Source organism: Rhizobium sp. 01N48 (assembly GCF_056399145.1).
The window spans coordinates 58399-76282 of sequence record NZ_JBFTQT010000011.1; the positions used below are offsets into that span (position 1 = coordinate 58399).

Below are 17884 nucleotides of genomic sequence, written 5' to 3' on the forward strand. Positions count from 1 at the left end.
TGCTTATCTCCAGAAGACGTAACGGCGCTCGACGAAGCTGATCGCGCCGAAGAACACGAGGCTGATCGTCGAGGCGACGATGATGGCTGCCCAGACCTTGATGAAGTCGATCTGCAGCACCGCCTGATAGATGACCCAGCCAAGGCCTCCGTAAGCGCCGAGCATCTCGGTGACAATGGCCACCAGAACGCTGCGCACGGTGGAGACGCGCATGCCGGCGATAATCAGCGGTAGCGCGGTCGGGAGGCGCAGCCGCCAAACGATGGCAAACTGTCCCGCGCCAAACGAGCGGATGAGATCGACAGTCTTGCGATCGATCCGGTCGAGGCCGGCGATGGTGCTGAGAAAAATCGTGAAGGACACAGCGATTGCCACCATCACCACCTTCGACGTCATGCCCATGCCAAACCAAAGCAAGACGAGTGGCGAATAGGCGACGACGGGAACCGAGTTGATGGCGGTCGCCAGCGGCAGGACAACGCCGCGCGCAGCCGGGATGATGGTGACGAGGACCGCAAGCGACATGCCGATGGCGCAGCCGATCACATATCCGGCGATGGCCTCACCCGCGGTAAAGGCGGTGGCATCGAGAAGATTACCCGCATCCGATACCAGTCCGGAAAGGATGCTGGAGACCGGCGGAAGCACATAGGCAGGCAGATTGAAGCCGCGCGCCGACAGTTCCCATATGACGGCGATGAGCAGCGCGCCCGCGATGCCGCGCCCGATCTGGCGCAGGGTGTCCGTGCGTTGAGTGCTCATTTCTCGATCCCCCAGAAAACGACATGGCGTTCCGCAAAGGACACGGCGCCGTAGAGCCCCATCCCGAGACAGGCAGAGACGACGATGGTTGCCCAAATGCCGACGACGTTTTCGTTGTACATCGCCTGCAGCAGCAGCACGCCGAGGCCGGTCGTGTCGCCGAACCATTCGCCCACGATCGCACCGACGAGGGCCAGCGAAGAGGCGAGCTTCAGCGCGACGAAGATCTGCGGCAAGGCGGCCGGCAGATAAATGCGCCGCAAGATCTGTCCGTCCCTGGCGCCGAAGCTGCGCATCAGTTGAACCTGCTTCGGATCGACCGATGAAAAGCCGAGGATGGCGTTGACCGTCACCGGCAGGAAGCTGACATAGAAGGAGATCACCGCCTTGGCCAACAGCGTGTTGCCGAACCAGAGCACGACCACGGCGCCGAAGGCAATGACCGGAATGGTCTGCGAGACGATGAAGAGCGGAAAGAACAGTTCGCGAAGCGCCGTCCAGCGATGGAAGACGACCGCGATCGCCACGCCGAACAGGCTGCCGGCGACGAAGCCGAGCGCCGTCTCAAGGAAGGTCCGCCACATTCCGGCAAGATAGGCGCCGGGTGTCGCCATGATGTTGGCGGCAATGGCGCTTGGGCGCGGCAGATAATAGGGGCGGATGCCGAAGGCCATGACGATCACTTCGATCGCCAACAGTCCTAAGGCCAGCCACAGGATAGGCTTTACCGCGGCGTAGATCCTGCCCGTCGTAATGACGGGCAGGCTTGTCGCGGATGCATTCATTCCAGTCACAGGCGTCGTTCCTCGGCCGGGATCTTGTCGATGAAGGAGGCGTTGAACGCCCTGTCGAGATCGACGGGCTTGGAGATCACGCCATACTTGGCGAGCAGATCGTTGGCCGAGCCGACGGCTGCCTTGTCGATCGTGAAGATGCCGTCGGTCGAAGCCTTGCCTGCCGTCATCAGCGTCTTGATCTCCGACAGCATGAATTCCTGCTGGGCACGGTCGAGCGTAGGGGCGATCTTCATGATGATGTCGATCGCTTCCTTCTCGTTGGCGAAGGCTTCCTTCCAGCCCTTGACGCTGGCGCGCAGGAACTTCTCGACGAGTTCAGGCTTTTCGGCGGCGGTCTGTTCGGAAACGATCAGCGTATCGCGCGGGAAGGAGACGCCGCTGTCCTCGGGCACGAAGAGGTTGAGGTTTTCCTTGCCGACGCGCTGGTTGATGACGTAGAGCTCGTTGTAGCGGGTGGCGGTCACGACATCGACCTGCTTATCGACGAAGGGGGTGACGGAAACCTGCTGGGGCTGGATATCGGCTTCCTTCGGATCGATGCCGGCCTTCGACAGCATGGCCGAAAGCACGTGGTTGGCGCCGGTGAACCAGGTGGTGATCTTCTTGCCCTTGAAATCGGCGACGCTTTGAACCGCCCCGTCCTTGTGCGAAACGAAGACGAACGGCGTCTGCTGGTGGGCAACGCCGATGCAGACGATCGGCAGGCCCTTGTCGCGTCCGGCGAACACGCTGTCGGTGCCGCCGGAGAGACCGAAGGTATCGGCGCCGGTCGCGACGAGGTTTTCGGTCAGAAGGTTCGGTCCACCAGGATTGATGGTAAGGTTGATGCCTTCATCCTTGTAGTAGCCCTTTTCGAGAGCGACATAGAAGCCGGCGAACTGAGCCTGTGTAAGCCACTTCAGGCGCAGGCTGGCATCGACCATCTCCTGCGCGGCGGCCGGAGCGGCACCCATGCCGAGTGCCGGAAGCGTTATGGCGGCGGCAGCAAATGCTGCGATCACGTTACGTCTGTTAAGCATGAAACCCTCTTTTATCGTCGTGACTTGTCGTTGCCCTCCCATTGATGTGCTTACTGCCGGAAGTCAGAGCCTTCCCTGTCCAGCTGGCGCAGGAACGCCGGCCACTCCCGTTCGCCGGCAATAAGAATGTCGCCCTTGCTCTCCCAGAACTGGCGTGCCGCCTTCTCGCAAACATCGTGCGGGGGGATGACGAGCTCGGCACCCGAAGCGCTCGCAGCCTGAAGATCGAGCTGGATGCGCGCGGCGCGCTCGAAATAGTAGAGCAGCATGAAGGCTTCGCCGGGCGTGCGGCCGATGGTGAGGATGCCGTGATTGCGCATCAGCATCACTTTGTTACCACCGAGATGGCTGATAAGGCGCTCCTGCTCTACCAGATCGATGGCGACGCCCTCATAGGCGTGGAAAGCCTGGCGCTGATAGAAGCGCATGGCAAACTGGCTGAGCGGCAGCAGGCCGTCCTTCTGGCACGATACCGCGACGCTGGAATCGGAGTGCGTGTGCAGCACGCAAACGGCATCGTGGCTCGACTTGTGCAGCGCGCCGTGAATGACGAAGGCGGCCTTGTTGACCGTATAGGGCGTGTCGTCGAGCTTGTTGCCCTCTATGTCGATCTTGACCAGGCTCGACGCAGTGATCTCCTCGAACAGGAAGCCGTAGGGGTTCAGAAGGAACTGATCCTCGTGGCCAGGCACGCGCATCGAGATGTGGTTGTAGATCAGATCGTCCATGCCGAGGCGGGCAACCATGCGGTAGCAGGCGGCGAGATCGACGCGCGCCTTCCATTCGTCTTCGGCGATATGGGCCGGGCGACCCGAATAGTGGTCTGTCATAATCTATTTCCTCATGCTTCAATCAGTGTCCAGCGACCTGGAAGGACTTCATGCTTTCCTCCTCGATTGCCTCGAGAAGGGTCTTCTTCAGCGCAATGAATTCGGGAGACGTGACGATATCGGCCTTGCGCGGACGTGGCAGGTCTACAACCTGTTCCAGCTTGACCTTACCCGGGCGCGCCGTCATGACCAGCACGCGGTCGCCGAGGAAAATCGCCTCGTCGACATCGTGAGTGATGAACAGCACGGTGCGCTTGTGCTTTTGCCAGACATCGAGCAGCCAGCGCTGCATCATCGTGCGGGTGAGCGCATCGAGCGCGCCGAACGGTTCATCAAGCAGCATCAGGTCGCGCTTGAACAGGAAAGTGCGCATCAGCGCCACGCGCTGGCGCATGCCGCCGGAGAGCTGGTTGGGATACTGCTTCTCGAAGCCGGCGAGGCCGAACTCGGGAAGCATGTCCATTGCCAGCTTGCGCGCCTGCGCACGCGGCATGCCCTCGATTTCAAGGGCAATGATGGCGTTGTCGATGACATTGCGCCACGGCAGCAGCAGATCGCGCTGCGGCATGAACGAGACCTTGCCGAGCAGATCGGAAGCCGTGGAGCTGACGCCCTTGAGGCGTAGGATATTACCCGCATCAGGCTCTTCCAGACCGGCAAGGATGTTGAAGAGCGTGCTCTTGCCGCAGCCGGACGGGCCGACCACGGTAACCAGCTCGCCGGGGCGAATGGACACCTCGAGATCGCTCAGCGCCTTCGTCGCGCCGAAGGTCTTGGAGACGTTCCGCAACTCGATGAGTGGCTTTCCGTCATCAACCGCATCGCCGGATTCAAGCAAGGCAGGCGCCGGCAGGGCGGCCCGCGCCTTTTGCGGCTTCAGCAACTCGATCAACCCCATGGCGCCGGATGCCGAACCACGAGGGAAGAGTTCCGTTGGCGTTATCGCCCTGTCAGTCATGAGCACGACTCCTGTCACGTATGCAAATCTTCGTCGAAGAAATACAAGCAAGCCCCATGCCAGATGCAAAACCCCGTATTTTTTCGCTCAAAAACAGACCTCCGCCTAGGAAAGGAGCGGCCACCACACTGAGAAGCTCCACTTCGAGGTGATAGTTATACAGGATTGTGGAATTATGCATGCATATAATAGATATTCGTGTTCTCGATGCGCTATTTGTTGTGCACGACGTGTGTGTTTTTTAGCCACCAGGCATCAAGGTTCGAACTCTCGGCAAATAGCCGCCTTGGCGGATCGCTTGCACAAAAAAGACCGGGAACGAAATCGTCCCCGGTCCTCGAAAGTTGACAAAGAAGGCCTGGACCTAGGAGAGCGCCCGCTTCATCATCTCGAAGAAACCATTGTTCGACGCCTTCTCGACAACGCGGGCGTTGACCTTGAACTCAGGCCAACGATTACCGAGAACCGGCGGATGAACGGCGGAGAATCCCCGGGTGATTTCACCCGCGGTCTCGATCCGGACAACCGCGTCGCGCGCAATCTCGATCAGATCGGGATTAAGCGCCATGGCGCAGGTCAGGGAGTCTGGATGCGTGCTGATGGGGCGACCATACCGCACCTCGGCCGTCTGGCGAGGCGTAGCCGAAACCTTGCGGTAGAATTCCGAAAGCGGCGTCTTCATGCCGAAGATTTCATCGAGCTGGTCCGCTTCGAACAGGCTGGAGCGCATGGTGAGCGTCCAGGTCGAGAGCGTGATGTTGAAGCCCGCCTCGAAGACGATCTTCGCCGCTTCCGGGTCAATGAAGAAGTTGTATTCCGCGCAGGGCGTGATGTTGCCGACCGAGTTGTCGGTGCCACCCATGATCCAGAGATGGCGAACAGCCTTGGCGATACGCGGTTCCTTCATCACCGCCAGCGCGATGTTGGTCAGCGGCGCCTGGGCGAGGATGTCTATCTCGCCGGGCTCCGCCATCACCTTCTCGATGATCGCATCGACGGCGTGCATCGTCTCGGGCCTCTGGCGGGCGATCGGAAGGTTGGCGCCGCTCATCCCGTCATTGCCGTGCATGGTGGATGCTTCCCACGGCTTGACCATCGGCCGGCGCGCGCCGCAGTAAACCGGAACCTTTCCGGAGAAGCCGGCGGCCTCGATGGTCGCCAGCGCGTTTTCCACCTGCTGGTCGAAGGGCACGTTGCCGACGCAGACGGTGACCGCCTCTAGCGTCGACCCCGGCGTCTTCATCGCCAGCAGCAGCGAATAGGTATCATCCCCTGCGGTATCGGTATCGATAATCAGCCGCATCAGTAGAACTCGAATCCCATGGTGCGGGCATGATAGTAGAGCCCACCATCCTGCACGATCAAAAACTCAGCGCGGGTGTTGCCATCATTGTGATGGCTGTGCTTGGCGGCGGCGGGTGTCACCAGCGTTGCCCAGGGCGACCAGTCGCATTTCTCTTCGGCAACCAGGGAGTACGCGGGATCGCCGGCAACGACCAGCGTGATGGCGGCCGAATTGTGCTTGTGCGGCGGCTGCGCGCTCTTCGGCTTCAGCGTGTTCAGCGAGAGCGTCATGGTCGGCGTTATGTTGCGGGCCGCTTCGGTCTTCTCGGCCGAGAAGATCAGTGCGTGACCGGATGTCGAGGCATTGGCGTTCGAGGTGTAGACCACATCGAGCTGATGTGTGATTTCATCGGCCGGATAATGCACGAACTGCACCGCGGCTTCCTTGCCGGTGACCGGCGCGGAGGTGTCGAACTTCAGCTGCGGATCGTTGCCGACAGCCCAGAAGACGCAATCATCCTTGGCAGTGATCGCCGATCTGATGCCACCCGGCAGAAGGAAGACATCGCCCTTGCCGAGCGTCGCCGTCTCGTCACCGACAACGAGGCTGGAACTTCCCTTGATGACGTACCAGATCGACGCTGTGTTCACGAGTGTCGTATCCAGTGTTTCACCGGCCTTGACCACACCATAGCGCGCCAGCATCAGTGGCGTCGTTGCGGCAAAGCCGCATTCCATCTGCTGGGACTGGTCGCAGTTGATGAAGCCGGTCTTCTCCATCTTCATCGCTTCAGCCGGCTCGTCCATGAAGATGTGCCCAGGCACCGCCGGAAGCTTTATATTGAAGGCATTGCCGGAATTGAAATAGCGGCTGCGCGCCTCCGCCGCGTTGGCAGGCTCACGCGGCAGTTGGACCGGCATTTCGGCCATGTCGTTGGCTGTGCTCATCATGCATCTCCTTGGTTGAACGAAACACCCGCTTCCTCCAGAAGCAGGTCGAGAAGAACGGAGGCCCCGGCTGCGACATGATCCGGTTCGGACCATTCGTCCGGGTGGTGGCTGATGCCGCCCCGGCAGGGAATGAATATCATGGCGGACCGCGTCAGCGGCGCCATCTGCCGCGCATCGTGTCCGGCTGCGGAAAGAACGTCCAAGCGCGACAATCCATGCCGGTCCGCCGAAACCCGGATCGCCTGCTTCAGCCCTTCGTCGAAATCGTTCGAGGGCGCATCGACAAGGCGACGGATCTCGACCCGGCAGGCGCCGGCTTCTTCGCGTGCGATTTCCTCGAGGCGGGCGCCGCACGCTTCCAGAACCGTATTGTCGGGATGGCGCAGATCGATGCGGAAGATGACCTTGGCCGGGACGACTGACGGCGCATTAGGCTCGACCACGACACGACCGATGGTGAACTTGATTACATCCTCGTCAGCCATCGCATCATGCATCCGCGTCGCCATGCGCGCGAACGCCTGCACAGTATCCTGCCGGCGGCTCATCGGTTCGGTGCCGGCATGCGCCTCGCGGCCGGTGATCGTGATGTCGTAGGTTTTCTTGCCCTGGATGCCGGACACGACGCCGATGACGGCGCCTTGCGTTTCCAGCACATCGGCCTGCTCGATATGCGGCTCGATATAGGCGTGAATGGGAAAGCCGAGCGCGCGACGGGGCAGCTCGGGGAACGCCGCACGTAGCTCGCCAAGGGCATCGCCGACGCTGACGCCATCGGCATCGCGCACCGCCATCACGTCCTCAGTTGTACGCAGGCCGGCGAAGAGTTCGGAGCCCATCATGCCGGGAGCGAAGCGACTTCCCTCTTCATTCATCCAGCCGACGACCGTGATGGAACGCTCCGGTGTCAGGCCTGCTTCCGATATCGCGGTCACGGCCTCCAGGGCCGCGAGCACGCCGAAGGCCCCGTCAAAAAGACCGCCTGTCGGCTGGCTGTCGATGTGACTGCCGGCGACGACAGGCGCCAGTTGGGGAAGTAATCCTTCGAGCGTGAGAAACAGATTGCCCGCCGGATCGGTCGAAGGCTCGAGGCCGGCCTCGGCACCCCAAGCAATGATCCGCCGCCAAGCCAGTATCTCCTCACCCGACAGTGCCTGCCGGTTGACGCCGCCTCCCGGCAGCGCGCCATCCTCGCCGAGCGCCATCAGGCGGGTCCAGAGCCGGTCGGGAGAGATTGCGGGCCTCACCATGTCTTTTACTCCGTCCGCATCACCTGAGCGGGATCGGCACGCGGATCGCGCACCTTCCATGCGCCCTGCTCGACCTGGGCGATGAAATCGGACACGAGGGAATTGAACAGCATCGGCTCTTCGAGGTTCAGCGTGTGACCTGTTTTCGGGAAGATGGCGAGACCTGCGGCCGGCAGCATCTTCTTCAAGTAGATCGACGGCTGCAGGCAATGGTCGTCCTCGTCGCCGGTCATGACCAGCGTTGGCACCATCATCGCCTTCAACTGCTCTTCGAGATCCCAGAAGGAGGGGCGGCGGCACTGGACACCGCGCATGGTATTGGCGGCGCCGATGGCCGAGTGATGCGACAGGCGCTCGGCAAAAGCCGCCCAGCCTCGAGGATCCTTGTTCTGGAACTGAACCCGGCTGGCGCCAAGCGAATAGATCGTTGAGAACCCGGCCGGATCCTTCTCGAAATTATCGGCAACCTTCAGCGAGGTATTGCGGAAGTAATCAGCCGTTTCCCGCTCCGTGCCGTAACCGGCACCTGCAACCGTCAGCGACAGCGCGCGCTCCGGCGTGCGAAGGCCGAAATGCAGGGTGGCGAAGCCGCCCATCGACAGGCCGACGATATGGGCCTTCTCGATGCCGAGCGCATCGAGGACGGCAACTGCATCGTCGGCGGCATTGGCCTGCGAGTACATTTCCATGTCCTCAGGAATATCGGATGGAGCATAGCCGCGGGCCGCATAGGTGATGCAGCGGTGACGACGCGCAAAGAAGCTCATCTGCGGTTCCCAGGCATCGTAGCTGCCGCCGAACTCGTGGATGAACAGGATCGGCGTTCCGCCCTCTCCTGCCGTCTCATAGTAAAGCTTTGTTCCATCCTTGGCGGTCGCGTCCATCTGAAAGCCTCTTGCCTCGTATCGTCGATGGATATGCCGGCCCTAGAATAGGGCCGGTACGTCGTTAAGCGTGCGCGCGGTCTCGATATAGCGCGGCAGGCCCTCGCAGAAACGCTCGGCCCAATCCGACGGCACCGAGGTCGAGACCTTGATGAAGCGATCGCCAAAAGCAGCCGTGTGATAGCGACCCTGGCGGATCATTACGCCCTCGCGGCGGGCAGCCTCGACGATGGCCTCGGGAGAAACGCCGGTAGAGGCGGTCTCGAGAACCAGGAAATTGCCGTGCGAGACTGGGATCGGAACCGAAAGGCCGGTGGCTTTTGCCGCTTCGATGATCATTGCCTTGTTGGCGCTGTCGATGCGACGCACGTCCTTCATCCACTCATTCTTCACCGAAAGCCCGGCCATCGCAGCGCGCTGGGCCACGACCGATGCGCCAAGCACCGAGGTGGAGGCGGCCGAGAACTCGTCGACGAGCTTCGGCTCCGCGACGAGAGCGCCGATGCGCATGCCGGCGAGACCGAGCCACTTGGAGAACGACAGCGAAACCACCGTGCCCTCGGGCGCGACCTGCAACACCGGCGTATGGCCGTCGGCGAAATCGCGATAGGTGCAATCGTGGATCAAAAGTGCGCCGACCGAACGGGCAATATCGGCGAAGGCGTCGATCTCTTCGCGCTCATAGCGGATGCCGAGCGGATTGTTCGGATCGACGATGTAGATGATGGCGCAACGGTCATCCACGTTGGCACGCAGCGCGTCCGGCGTCAGCTTGTAGTTGACCGAGGCGTCGTAGATCGGAATCTGCACCACTTCGGCGCCGGCCTGTTCGGCGAACATGCAGGGCCACTTCCAGGTCGGGTCGGTGGTGACAAGCGTGGTGCCCGGCTTTGCGCGCGCCTTGCAGATCATGGCAAGCGCATTGACGCCGCCTTCGGTGACAAGCGCTTCGGCCGAGGTTCCGGCGACGCCGAGGTCGGCAACGATCGCGCTGCGCAGCGCCTCAAAGCCCATCGGTGGGGCATAGGCATTGAACTCGCCGGCTTCGACCGAGCGGATCATGGCTTCCGCGACCGCCGGATGGGCGGGCACGTGGTTTGTGTTTTGCCCCATCCACGCCAGATCGGGCGTGGAGAACAGATCGTCGAAGTAGCGGTTGCGGGTGCGTGCGTCGGCCATGGATCAGATCACCGAGCCACGCGCTGCGATGCCACCGTCGATCGTGACGACCGTACCGCTGATATAGGCGGCCTTGGGCGATGCCAGGAAGACGCAGAGATCGGCGACTTCCTCGGCGGTTGCCGGGCGCTTGCCCGGATACTTGTCGTAAAGTTCTTCCCAGCGGCTTTCGTCGCCGAGCATGTCGATGGCCTTGCGCTTCATGATCTTGAACATGCGCGGGGTATCGACCGGGCCCGGATTGACGCCGACGACGCGGATGCCTTCGTCCATGCTGCGGCCGCCGAGCGCCTTGGTAAAGCTCATCAAAGCGGCATTGCCGGTGGAGCCGGCGAAGTAGGCGGCGTCCCAGTTTTCGCCGGAATTGCCGATGACGTTGATGATGACGCCACCCTTGCCCTCACCTTGGCCCTTGCGGCGCTTCCAGAATTCGCGCGCCAGCGTGATGTAGCCGAACACCTTGAGATCGAAGCCGCGGCGGATCGATTCGTCGGTGACGTCCTCGATCGAACCGGCCGGGATATCGCCGGCGTTGTTCATCAGGATGTCGTAGTCGCCGCAGGCCCTGTCGAGCGCAACCATGGCCTCGGTCGTGCCGAGATCGGCTTCATGCACGGTAACGTTGACCGGATACTGCGCCAGTTCGGCCTTCAGCTCCGCCATCGCCGCGCCGTTACGGGCAGCGAGGTGAAGGTGACATCCTTCAGCGGCCAGCACCTTCGCGATGGCATGACCGATGCCCTGCGAGGCTCCAGTGATCAACGCCGTCTTTCCAGCAAGATTAAGTTCCACCTGCATCTCCTGTGTGAATACATATTTCGCTTTCTTGCATACGCCGATTTGTCACCATGTCCATAGGCCCATCACTAAAATATTGAAAATTCTTGCTCACTATCAGCGACTTGGGGAATTTATTCGCAACCTTTGCAAAGCGAAAAGGCACAAAGTCCATTTTATCGTCAGTATCGCAATTATTTAAGAAAACGGATTTTGTGTATACGAATATCTATTGCGCGAATACTGAAATGACATAATGTCACATTCACGCCTTCGGGCACGAACGACACCTGAAACAGACGGCTGGAATATCCTTATGGCAGATGTGTCCCTCAAGAATGTGGGGAAGACTTACGAAAACGCCTCGGCGAACACGATCGAGAACCTGAACCTGGACATTCGCAGCGGTGAGTTCGTGGTGCTTGTCGGCCCGTCGGGCTGCGGCAAGTCGACGACACTGCGGATGCTGGCGGGCCTTGAGGAATTGACGGACGGCGAAATCTGGATCGGCGACCGGCGTGTGGACGAACTGGAGCCGCGCGATCGCAACATCGCCATGGTATTCCAGAACTACGCGCTCTATCCGCACATGACAGTGGCGCAGAACATGAGCTTCGGCTTGAAGCTTTCGGGCATGGATAAGGCAGAGATTCGCCGCCGTGTCGAGGAGGCAGCAAAGGTCCTGGATATCTCAGCCCTGCTGGAGCGGCGGCCCAAGCAGCTCTCAGGCGGCCAGCGCCAGCGCGTCGCCATGGGTCGCGCGATGGTTCGCGATCCTGCAGTCTTCCTGTTCGACGAGCCGCTCTCCAACCTAGATGCGAAGCTGCGCGGGCAGATGCGTGCGGAAATCCGCCGCCTGCACAAGCGGCTGAAGGCGACCACCGTTTACGTTACCCACGACCAGGTGGAGGCCATGACGCTGGCGGACCGCGTGGTGGTGTTGAACAAGGGCCTGATCGAGCAGCAGGGTACGCCCCAGGAACTCTACGAACGTCCCGCAACCCGCTTCGTCGCCGGCTTCATCGGCAGCCCGACCATGAATTTCCTGCCGGCCGACGTCGTTATGGAAGGCGAAACGCCGACGCTGAAGTTCGCTGGCGCCACGCTTACCGCTCCGACCGACAAGCTCGAAGCCTTGAAGGCCTTCGCCGGCCGCCGTGTCGAGATCGCTCTGCGCCCCGAACATTTCCTGGCCGACGGCGCCACCGAAATCTCGGTACCGGTTGACATGGCCGAACTGCTCGGCCCGACGACGCTCGTTCATTTCACGCTGGAAGGCGTCTCCTGTTCCGCCATGCTGCCACCGGAGCTCGCCGCCGCCGAGGGGCAGGCGCAGTCGCTGCGCATCGCCCGTGATCGCATGTCCCTCTTCGACCCGAATACCGGCCGCGCCATCTGACGCGGCCACCGCCTGCATGACGACATAAAACCAAGGAGAACAGCTGATGAATGCCCGCATACTCTTTCTCGCCGGCCTGCTTGGCGCCACCGCGCTTGGCGGCACCGGCGCATTTGCCCAGGACAGCGCTGCCTGTACCGGCGAGACCGTGACGCTGCGCATTCTGCGCACGCCGGGAAACTACCCCTATCCGGCGCCGATGGAGGCCTGGCAGAAGGAAAATCCCTGCGTTAAGTTCGAGATCAACGAAGTTCCATTCGCCCAGCTTGCTGACACGATCTCCGTTCAGGCCGCGAGCTCCAATCCGCCTGACGTTCTGGTTTACGACGGTCCGAACACCCAGTCCTACGCCGCCTCCGGCATCCTGCTGCCCATCACCAAGTACCTGCCGAAGGGCTGGGACGAAGATATCCTGCCCGCGACCAAGGCCGAGCACAGCTACGAGGGTGAAGTCTATTCGCCCGGCATCGAGCAGACCACCGTCGCCATGTACTACAACAAGAAGCTCGTTGAAGCCGCAGGCATCAAGCCGCCGCAGACGCTCGACCAGGCCTGGACCTGGCCGGAAGCACTGGCTGCTTTCAAGGCCTGCCAGCAGGGCCCGGCCGGCGCACCGAGCGTCTGGGGTCTCGGCCCGACCCGCTTCGGCAACGGCCAGCCCGGCCTCGTCTATCAGGACCTGATCTACCAGCGTTCAGCAGGCGACCCGAAGGCCGATCCGGAAAGCTCCGCCTACAAGACATTCTGGGCACTCTCCAAGGACGGCAAGTCGGTCGAGGGATACCTGAACACGCCGGAAGCGATCGAAGCGCTGAAGTTTTACCAGTCGCTGTTCAATTCCGAAGGTGTCGCGCCAAAGGTCGGCATTCCGAACGCCTTCTTCGACGGCAAGGCCTGCTTCTACATCGATACGCCGGCAGCCGGCAGCGCGCTGATCAAGGATCCGAAGATCGAGTGGGGCATCACCCCGATCCCGTACTTCAAGACCCCGATCGTTCATACCGGCTCGACCACGATCGGCGCCACGGCGCGTTCCAAGCATCCCGATATCGCCGCAAAGTTCGTGGTCGACATGTCCACGGGTGAATACGCCTACATGAACGTCAGTCAGCGCGGCAACCTGCCGACGCTGAAGAGCCTGTTCCCACGTTTCGAGACCTACAATTCCTATCCGATGAAGGTCTTCGTCGACCAGCTGCAGAAGTGGGGCCAGCCGCGTCCTCCTGGTCCGAAGTTCGCCCAGTACGACAAGCTCGTTACCGATGCTCTGCGTGCTGTGGCTTTCGGCGGTGATCCAGCCGACCTGATGGCGGACGCCGAGAAGAAAGTACAGCGAGTTCTCGATCGCTAAGCATTGGACGTAAGAATGTCGGTCTCAAATACCCTATTCACGGCTTCGGCCAAACCAAAAACGCGAAAGCCCGCTACGAAGCGGCAAAAGCGCGATTGGCTGTTTGCGGCCGGCTTCCTTGCGCCGTTCATGATCCTGTTGCTGCTCTTCCAGTACGTGCCCTTGCTCGTCATGGCGCGCAACAGCGTCTATGATTACTCCCTGCTCAACCCGGCAGCAGCTAAGTTCGTCGGGTTGCGCAACTTCACGGACATGATCGACTATGACGATGCTGCCGTCTCCTTCGGCGTCACCTTCCTCTTCGCGCTCGGCGTCGTCGTATTCGTCATCCCGGTGGCCTTCTCGCTGGCATTGTTTCTCAATTCGAAGCTGCCGGCGCGCGGCCTTGTCCGCACCATGATCATGCTGCCGGTCGTGACCTCGTCGGTGGTTGTCGCCACCATGTGGTCTTTCCTGCTCGACCCATCGAACGGCCTGATCAACGGCGTGCTGAACATCGTCGGCATCGGCAACCAGCCCTTCCTGACGTCGACGCGCCAGGCGCTCCCGGCCCTGATCGCCATGACGCTCTGGCAGCAGGTCGGCTTCGGCGCCATCCTCTTCCTCGCCGGCCTGCAAGGCCTGCCGGTAGAACTGACCGAGGCCGCCCGTATCGACGGCGCCACGCGCCGCCAGGTTCTCTGGAACGTGACGATCCCGCTCCTCTCCCGCACGACGCTCTTCGTCGTCGTGATCATGACGGTGTTTTCACTGCAGGCCTTCGCGCCGGCCTTCCTGATGACCCAGGGCGGACCGCAGGACAGCACCAACCTGATCGTCTACCACATCTACAACAGCGCCTTCATCATGCAGCAGGCCGGCTATGCCTCGGCACTATCCGTTGCGCTGCTGCTTGTGGTGCTTGCCATCTCCATGGCGCAGATGGCCCTGCTGCGCTCCCGCTGGAATTACTGACATGAAGAAGCAACATCTCCGGCGCGGCGCCATGGTCGCCCTCGTCATCGTCGTCATCCTGTGCTGCTTCCTGGCGCCCTATGCCTGGATCGTCTCGTCGTCCTTCAAGAACCAGCTGACGCTGTTTAACGACGTTACGCCGCTCTCCTGGCGCGCCTTCCTGCCCGTCGAGGGAACGTTCGAAAACTATCGCACGCTGTTCGAGCGCACCAACGTGCTGACCGCGCTGATGAACACCGCCATCGTTGCCGGCGGGCAGGTGGCTCTGACGCTGCTGCTCTGCTCGATGGCAGCCTATTCGCTGACGCGCATCCGCTTTCCCGGCGCGAAGATCGTTTTCGTGCTGATCCTCCTCACTTTCCTGCTACCGATCGAGGCGATGATGGTGCCCCTCTATCAGGTGGTTTCCGGCCTCGGCCTCTCCAACACGCTGCTCGGCGTCATGATCCCGTGGATTGCCAGCCCGTTCGGTCTGTTCCTGCTGAAGCAGGCGTTCGAGGAACTGCCGGTCGAACTCGAGGACGCCGCGCGGATCGACGGCGCCGGTCATGTGCGCATCTTCTTTTCAATCGTGCTGCCGAATGTGAAGGTGCCGATGCTGACGCTTGGCCTCATCACCTTCCTGTTTTCGTGGAACAGCTTCCTGTGGCCACTCGTCATCATCCAGGATCCGGCAATCCAGGTCATCCAGGTGGCGATTGCCCAGCAGGGCTCGCCGACACAGTTGCCGAACTGGGGCGAAACCTTTGCCGGCGCGACTGTCGCTACCGTTCCGCTCATCCTGCTCTTCCTGCTGTTACAGAAGTATTTCACGCAGGGCATGACCACCAGCGGGATCAAGGGCTAGGCCATGAACGCACCGGCACGCGGCCTTGCCCAGCTTTCGACACTGGACGCCCCGATGGGCGGACAGATCGGCTATCGCGTCTTCGGAAGCGAAGGCGATTGGCTCGTGCTGATCCACGGCTGGTGCGGCAACGCAGAGCATTGGAACGCGATCGCGCCCGAACTGGCGCGAGACCACCGCGTGCTGGCGGTCTCGCATCCCGGTTTCGGTGGCACGCTCCCGCCGCCGCCAGCCGGCCAGACGATCCGCGCGATGGGCGCTGCAGTCGCACATCTCCTGACTCATCTTAGCATCGAAGGAGCGACGTTGATCGGTCACTCCATGGGCGGCCCGATCATGACCGAGGTGGCGATCATCGCACCGGACCGCGTGAGGGCCTTGATCGGCCTCGATACGTTGACGGACCGCGACTATTACGGTCGTGTTCCCGACGACGAGCTCGTCAGACGCCACGAGGAGTTCGCCGCCGACTACGCGGGCCGCATGCGCGCCATGATCGACATCATTGTGCATCCCTCCACCGACGAGGCGATGCGCCAGTCGATCACCGACAGCATGATCGCCTCGGCTCCCGCCGCCTTCGCGCTTGACGTCAAGGACGACCTCTTCGCCTGGGACGCGCAAGAGCGCTGGCCGCTCGTCGCCTGTCCCGCCGTGATGCTCAATTCGGCCTGGGTCGCGCGACTGGCGGATCCGGCGCCAATGGACTGTTTCAGCAGCACCGATGTCGTCGAATACGACTCTGGTCACTTTCCGATGATCGAAGCTCCCGTGATGATTGTGGAAAAGCTCCGAACCTGCCTTGCTACATTCGTATACCCACTCACCACCCATTGAATGCAGAGCGAAAAGAAAAGTATAAATGCCGCCAGCAAAATACAAATTGGCCATTCGCAGTTCCGCGAGAGGAGTGACCGTATTGGATCAGGATGACACGCGTCTGCCCGAGGCGGCAAACGGTATGCGCGCTCCGACCCGCGCCGGCGAGCTGCGTGAGCAGCTCGAGCAGATGATCCTTGACGGCAGGCTCGAACCCGGCGAGCGGCTGGACGAGATGGAGCTCGCGCGCCGCTTCGGCCTGTCACGCACGCCGGTGCGCGAAGCAATCAAGGCGCTGCTGGCGATAGGGCTCGTCGAGACGCGCGGCCGGCAGGGCACCCATGTTGCCCTGCTCTCCATTCCGGCGCTGATCGAGATGTTCGACGTGATGTCGGCTCTTGAAGGTCTCTGCGCCCGACTCGCCGCCCGCCGCGCGACACCTGCGGAGCGCGCTGGTATGCGCAAGGTGCACGAGGAACTGGTCGAAGCCTACAATTCCGGTGACCCTGTCGCCTTCTACAAGGTGAACCAGAAGTTCCACGACCAGCTTTACGAGGCGGCCCACACGCATTTCATCGCCGACCAGGCGATCCAGCTTCGCCGCCGCATCGGTGCCTACCGCATGCGCGCCACCTACCAGCCTGGCCGCATGCTGAGCACGCTGACCGAGCACGTCCGCATCATGGACGCGATCGATGCCGGTGATCCGGAAGGGGCGCGCAAGGCGGCCAGCGATCACGTCCAGCTGCTCGGCGATCAGCTGACCGATTTCATTTCGTCGTTGCCGGCACATATGAGCCGCGCTCAGTAACACGAACGAGCTTCGCGCTCGCAAGAAGACCGCGCGGCAATCGTCGCGCGGGAGGAGGAAACATATGCCCGCATCAGAACGCCCCGTGATCCTCAACCAGCTTGGCCCGGAACTCGGCAAGACGCTCGAGGAGCATCCTTCCCGACCCATCGTGATCCAGAGTTCCTTTCCGGACGAGCCATGGAAGATCGTGCCCGAGGCCGACATTCTTGTGACGGGAGGCTTTGCCAACTGGAAACAGGCGCCGCGCGACTGGCGGTTTCCAGAGCGGCTGAAATGGGTGCAATCGCAGACGACGGGCATCGAGATCTATCCACCGACCCTCCTGCGGGATCGGGTTATGACCTGCGGGCGCGGACTGAACGCACTGCCGATCGCCGAGTTCGTCTTCGCGGCGATACTGCGCAGCGAAAAGCGGCTGGAAGAGACGCGTGCCCGCAGCGAGGCGGACTGGCGCCGGCACGACATCGGCCGCCTATATGGCAAGACGCTCGGCCTCATCGGCTACGGAAGCCTCGGCCAGGCGATCGCCCGCCGGGCGCTTGCCTTCGACATGAATGTCATGGTCAACCGCCGCACGGCCTGGGAGGGTGAGCGGGGCATCGCAGCGGCCGGGATCGACGAGATCTTCGCAACCGCCGACCACCTCGTCATCGCCGCGCCGCTGACATTGGAAACGGAAGGTTTGATCGGTGCCGACCTCTTCCGCGCCGCCAAGCCGGGCTTGCACATCGTCAATATATCCCGCGGCAGCCTCATCGATCAGGAAGCGCTGGTAGCGGCAATCGTTGCGGGAGATATCGGCAGCGCGACGCTCGACGTGACCACGCCGGAGCCGCTGCCGGACGGTCACCCGCTCTACACCTTGCCCAACGTCTTCATAAGCCCGCACATTTCATGGGCGGGCGGTGATCAGGACCGGGTTTTCCAGGACCGGTTGATGAAGAACCTCGACGCCTATCTGAATGGCGAAGAGCTCGAGGCGCTGGTCGATCCCGCGCGCGGCTACTGA

18 protein-coding genes are annotated in these 17884 nt (G+C 61.7%); 7 read left to right on the forward strand and 11 right to left on the reverse strand.

Translation table 11 applies throughout. The features are described from left to right. Nucleotides 1-3: 3 nt before the first annotated feature. The 11 genes from AC1DOG_RS19645 to AC1DOG_RS19695 form a co-directional block, all read right to left on the reverse strand. The gene (locus AC1DOG_RS19645) at nucleotides 4-762 is read right to left on the reverse strand and encodes an ABC transporter permease (RefSeq protein ID WP_477930412.1); all 759 of its coding nucleotides are present in this window, start codon (nucleotides 760-762) and stop codon (nucleotides 4-6) included. After that, entirely contained in the window at nucleotides 759-1547 is a 789-nt protein-coding gene (locus tag AC1DOG_RS19650) for an ABC transporter permease (RefSeq protein ID WP_477930575.1), read from the reverse strand. Before AC1DOG_RS19650 ends, AC1DOG_RS19645 begins: the two co-directional genes overlap by 4 nt. A gap of 5 nt (nucleotides 1548-1552) precedes the next feature. Next, complete coding sequence (locus AC1DOG_RS19655) at nucleotides 1553-2578, reverse strand: ABC transporter substrate-binding protein (RefSeq protein WP_477930414.1); 1026 nt, start codon at nucleotides 2576-2578, stop codon at nucleotides 1553-1555. Between the two features lie 50 nt (nucleotides 2579-2628). Continuing rightward, nucleotides 2629-3408, reverse strand: coding sequence for a class II aldolase/adducin family protein (locus AC1DOG_RS19660; RefSeq protein ID WP_477930416.1), 780 nt, complete (start codon nucleotides 3406-3408; stop codon nucleotides 2629-2631). A gap of 22 nt (nucleotides 3409-3430) precedes the next feature. After that, nucleotides 3431-4366: an ABC transporter ATP-binding protein gene (locus AC1DOG_RS19665; RefSeq protein ID WP_477930418.1), complete on the reverse strand. Its 936-nt coding sequence runs from the start codon at nucleotides 4364-4366 to the stop codon at nucleotides 3431-3433. Between the two features lie 364 nt (nucleotides 4367-4730). Then, complete coding sequence (locus AC1DOG_RS19670) at nucleotides 4731-5669, reverse strand: nucleoside hydrolase (RefSeq protein ID WP_477930420.1); 939 nt, start codon at nucleotides 5667-5669, stop codon at nucleotides 4731-4733. Beyond that, the gene (locus AC1DOG_RS19675) at nucleotides 5669-6598 is read right to left on the reverse strand and encodes a cupin domain-containing protein (RefSeq protein ID WP_477930422.1); all 930 of its coding nucleotides are present in this window, start codon (nucleotides 6596-6598) and stop codon (nucleotides 5669-5671) included. Before AC1DOG_RS19675 ends, AC1DOG_RS19670 begins: the two co-directional genes overlap by 1 nt. Continuing rightward, nucleotides 6598-7851: a hydantoinase/carbamoylase family amidase gene (locus tag AC1DOG_RS19680; RefSeq protein ID WP_477930424.1), complete on the reverse strand. Its 1254-nt coding sequence runs from the start codon at nucleotides 7849-7851 to the stop codon at nucleotides 6598-6600. The genes AC1DOG_RS19675 and AC1DOG_RS19680 overlap by 1 nt, the downstream gene beginning before the upstream one ends. 5 nt (nucleotides 7852-7856) lie before the next feature. Then, the gene (locus AC1DOG_RS19685; protein WP_477930426.1) at nucleotides 7857-8735 is read right to left on the reverse strand and encodes an alpha/beta fold hydrolase; all 879 of its coding nucleotides are present in this window, start codon (nucleotides 8733-8735) and stop codon (nucleotides 7857-7859) included. A gap of 42 nt (nucleotides 8736-8777) precedes the next feature. After that, nucleotides 8778-9914: a pyridoxal phosphate-dependent aminotransferase gene (locus tag AC1DOG_RS19690; protein ID WP_477930428.1), complete on the reverse strand. Its 1137-nt coding sequence runs from the start codon at nucleotides 9912-9914 to the stop codon at nucleotides 8778-8780. Nucleotides 9915-9917: 3 nt separating this feature from the next. After that, a complete protein-coding gene (locus AC1DOG_RS19695) occupies nucleotides 9918-10706 on the reverse strand; it encodes an SDR family oxidoreductase (RefSeq protein WP_112820047.1) in 789 nt (262 codons plus the stop codon). 301 nt (nucleotides 10707-11007) lie between these two features. Here AC1DOG_RS19695 and AC1DOG_RS19700 point away from each other — a divergent pair, with 301 nt between their 5' ends. From AC1DOG_RS19700 to AC1DOG_RS19730, 7 genes are all read left to right on the forward strand, one after another. Continuing rightward, a complete protein-coding gene (locus AC1DOG_RS19700; protein ID WP_477930430.1) occupies nucleotides 11008-12090 on the forward strand; it encodes an ABC transporter ATP-binding protein in 1083 nt (360 codons plus the stop codon). A 46-nt stretch (nucleotides 12091-12136) separates the two neighbouring features. Continuing rightward, nucleotides 12137-13441 carry an ABC transporter substrate-binding protein gene (locus AC1DOG_RS19705; RefSeq protein WP_477930432.1) on the forward strand — a complete coding sequence of 435 codons (1305 nt, stop codon included), beginning with the start codon at nucleotides 12137-12139 and terminating at the stop codon, nucleotides 13439-13441. 15 nt (nucleotides 13442-13456) lie between these two features. Beyond that, complete coding sequence (locus AC1DOG_RS19710) at nucleotides 13457-14395, forward strand: carbohydrate ABC transporter permease (RefSeq protein ID WP_477930434.1); 939 nt, start codon at nucleotides 13457-13459, stop codon at nucleotides 14393-14395. A gap of 1 nt (nucleotide 14396) precedes the next feature. Then, complete coding sequence (locus AC1DOG_RS19715; protein WP_052213787.1) at nucleotides 14397-15242, forward strand: carbohydrate ABC transporter permease; 846 nt, start codon at nucleotides 14397-14399, stop codon at nucleotides 15240-15242. Between the two features lie 3 nt (nucleotides 15243-15245). Next, a complete protein-coding gene (locus AC1DOG_RS19720) occupies nucleotides 15246-16079 on the forward strand; it encodes an alpha/beta fold hydrolase (protein ID WP_477930436.1) in 834 nt (277 codons plus the stop codon). A 73-nt stretch (nucleotides 16080-16152) separates the two neighbouring features. Further along, complete coding sequence (locus AC1DOG_RS19725) at nucleotides 16153-16872, forward strand: GntR family transcriptional regulator (RefSeq protein ID WP_477930438.1); 720 nt, start codon at nucleotides 16153-16155, stop codon at nucleotides 16870-16872. A gap of 64 nt (nucleotides 16873-16936) precedes the next feature. Continuing rightward, entirely contained in the window at nucleotides 16937-17884 is a 948-nt protein-coding gene (locus AC1DOG_RS19730) for an NAD(P)-dependent oxidoreductase (RefSeq protein ID WP_112941208.1), read from the forward strand.

Coding starts and splice junctions, on each gene's coding strand:
- AC1DOG_RS19690 (WP_477930428.1), bottom strand. CDS start 9,914: ATGGCCGACGCACGCACCCGCAACCGCTACTTCGACGATCTGTTCTCC.
- AC1DOG_RS19645 (WP_477930412.1), bottom strand. CDS start 762: ATGAGCACTCAACGCACGGACACCCTGCGCCAGATCGGGCGCGGCATC.
- AC1DOG_RS19700 (WP_477930430.1), top strand. CDS start 11,008: ATGGCAGATGTGTCCCTCAAGAATGTGGGGAAGACTTACGAAAACGCC.
- AC1DOG_RS19685 (WP_477930426.1), bottom strand. CDS start 8,735: ATGGACGCGACCGCCAAGGATGGAACAAAGCTTTACTATGAGACGGCA.
- AC1DOG_RS19730 (WP_112941208.1), top strand. CDS start 16,937: ATGCCCGCATCAGAACGCCCCGTGATCCTCAACCAGCTTGGCCCGGAA.
- AC1DOG_RS19675 (WP_477930422.1), bottom strand. CDS start 6,598: ATGAGCACAGCCAACGACATGGCCGAAATGCCGGTCCAACTGCCGCGT.
- AC1DOG_RS19670 (WP_477930420.1), bottom strand. CDS start 5,669: ATGCGGCTGATTATCGATACCGATACCGCAGGGGATGATACCTATTCG.
- AC1DOG_RS19720 (WP_477930436.1), top strand. CDS start 15,246: ATGAACGCACCGGCACGCGGCCTTGCCCAGCTTTCGACACTGGACGCC.
- AC1DOG_RS19665 (WP_477930418.1), bottom strand. CDS start 4,366: ATGACTGACAGGGCGATAACGCCAACGGAACTCTTCCCTCGTGGTTCG.
- AC1DOG_RS19715 (WP_052213787.1), top strand. CDS start 14,397: ATGAAGAAGCAACATCTCCGGCGCGGCGCCATGGTCGCCCTCGTCATC.
- AC1DOG_RS19660 (WP_477930416.1), bottom strand. CDS start 3,408: ATGACAGACCACTATTCGGGTCGCCCGGCCCATATCGCCGAAGACGAA.
- AC1DOG_RS19680 (WP_477930424.1), bottom strand. CDS start 7,851: ATGGTGAGGCCCGCAATCTCTCCCGACCGGCTCTGGACCCGCCTGATG.
- AC1DOG_RS19710 (WP_477930434.1), top strand. CDS start 13,457: ATGTCGGTCTCAAATACCCTATTCACGGCTTCGGCCAAACCAAAAACG.
- AC1DOG_RS19650 (WP_477930575.1), bottom strand. CDS start 1,547: ATGAATGCATCCGCGACAAGCCTGCCCGTCATTACGACGGGCAGGATC.
- AC1DOG_RS19655 (WP_477930414.1), bottom strand. CDS start 2,578: ATGCTTAACAGACGTAACGTGATCGCAGCATTTGCTGCCGCCGCCATA.
- AC1DOG_RS19705 (WP_477930432.1), top strand. CDS start 12,137: ATGAATGCCCGCATACTCTTTCTCGCCGGCCTGCTTGGCGCCACCGCG.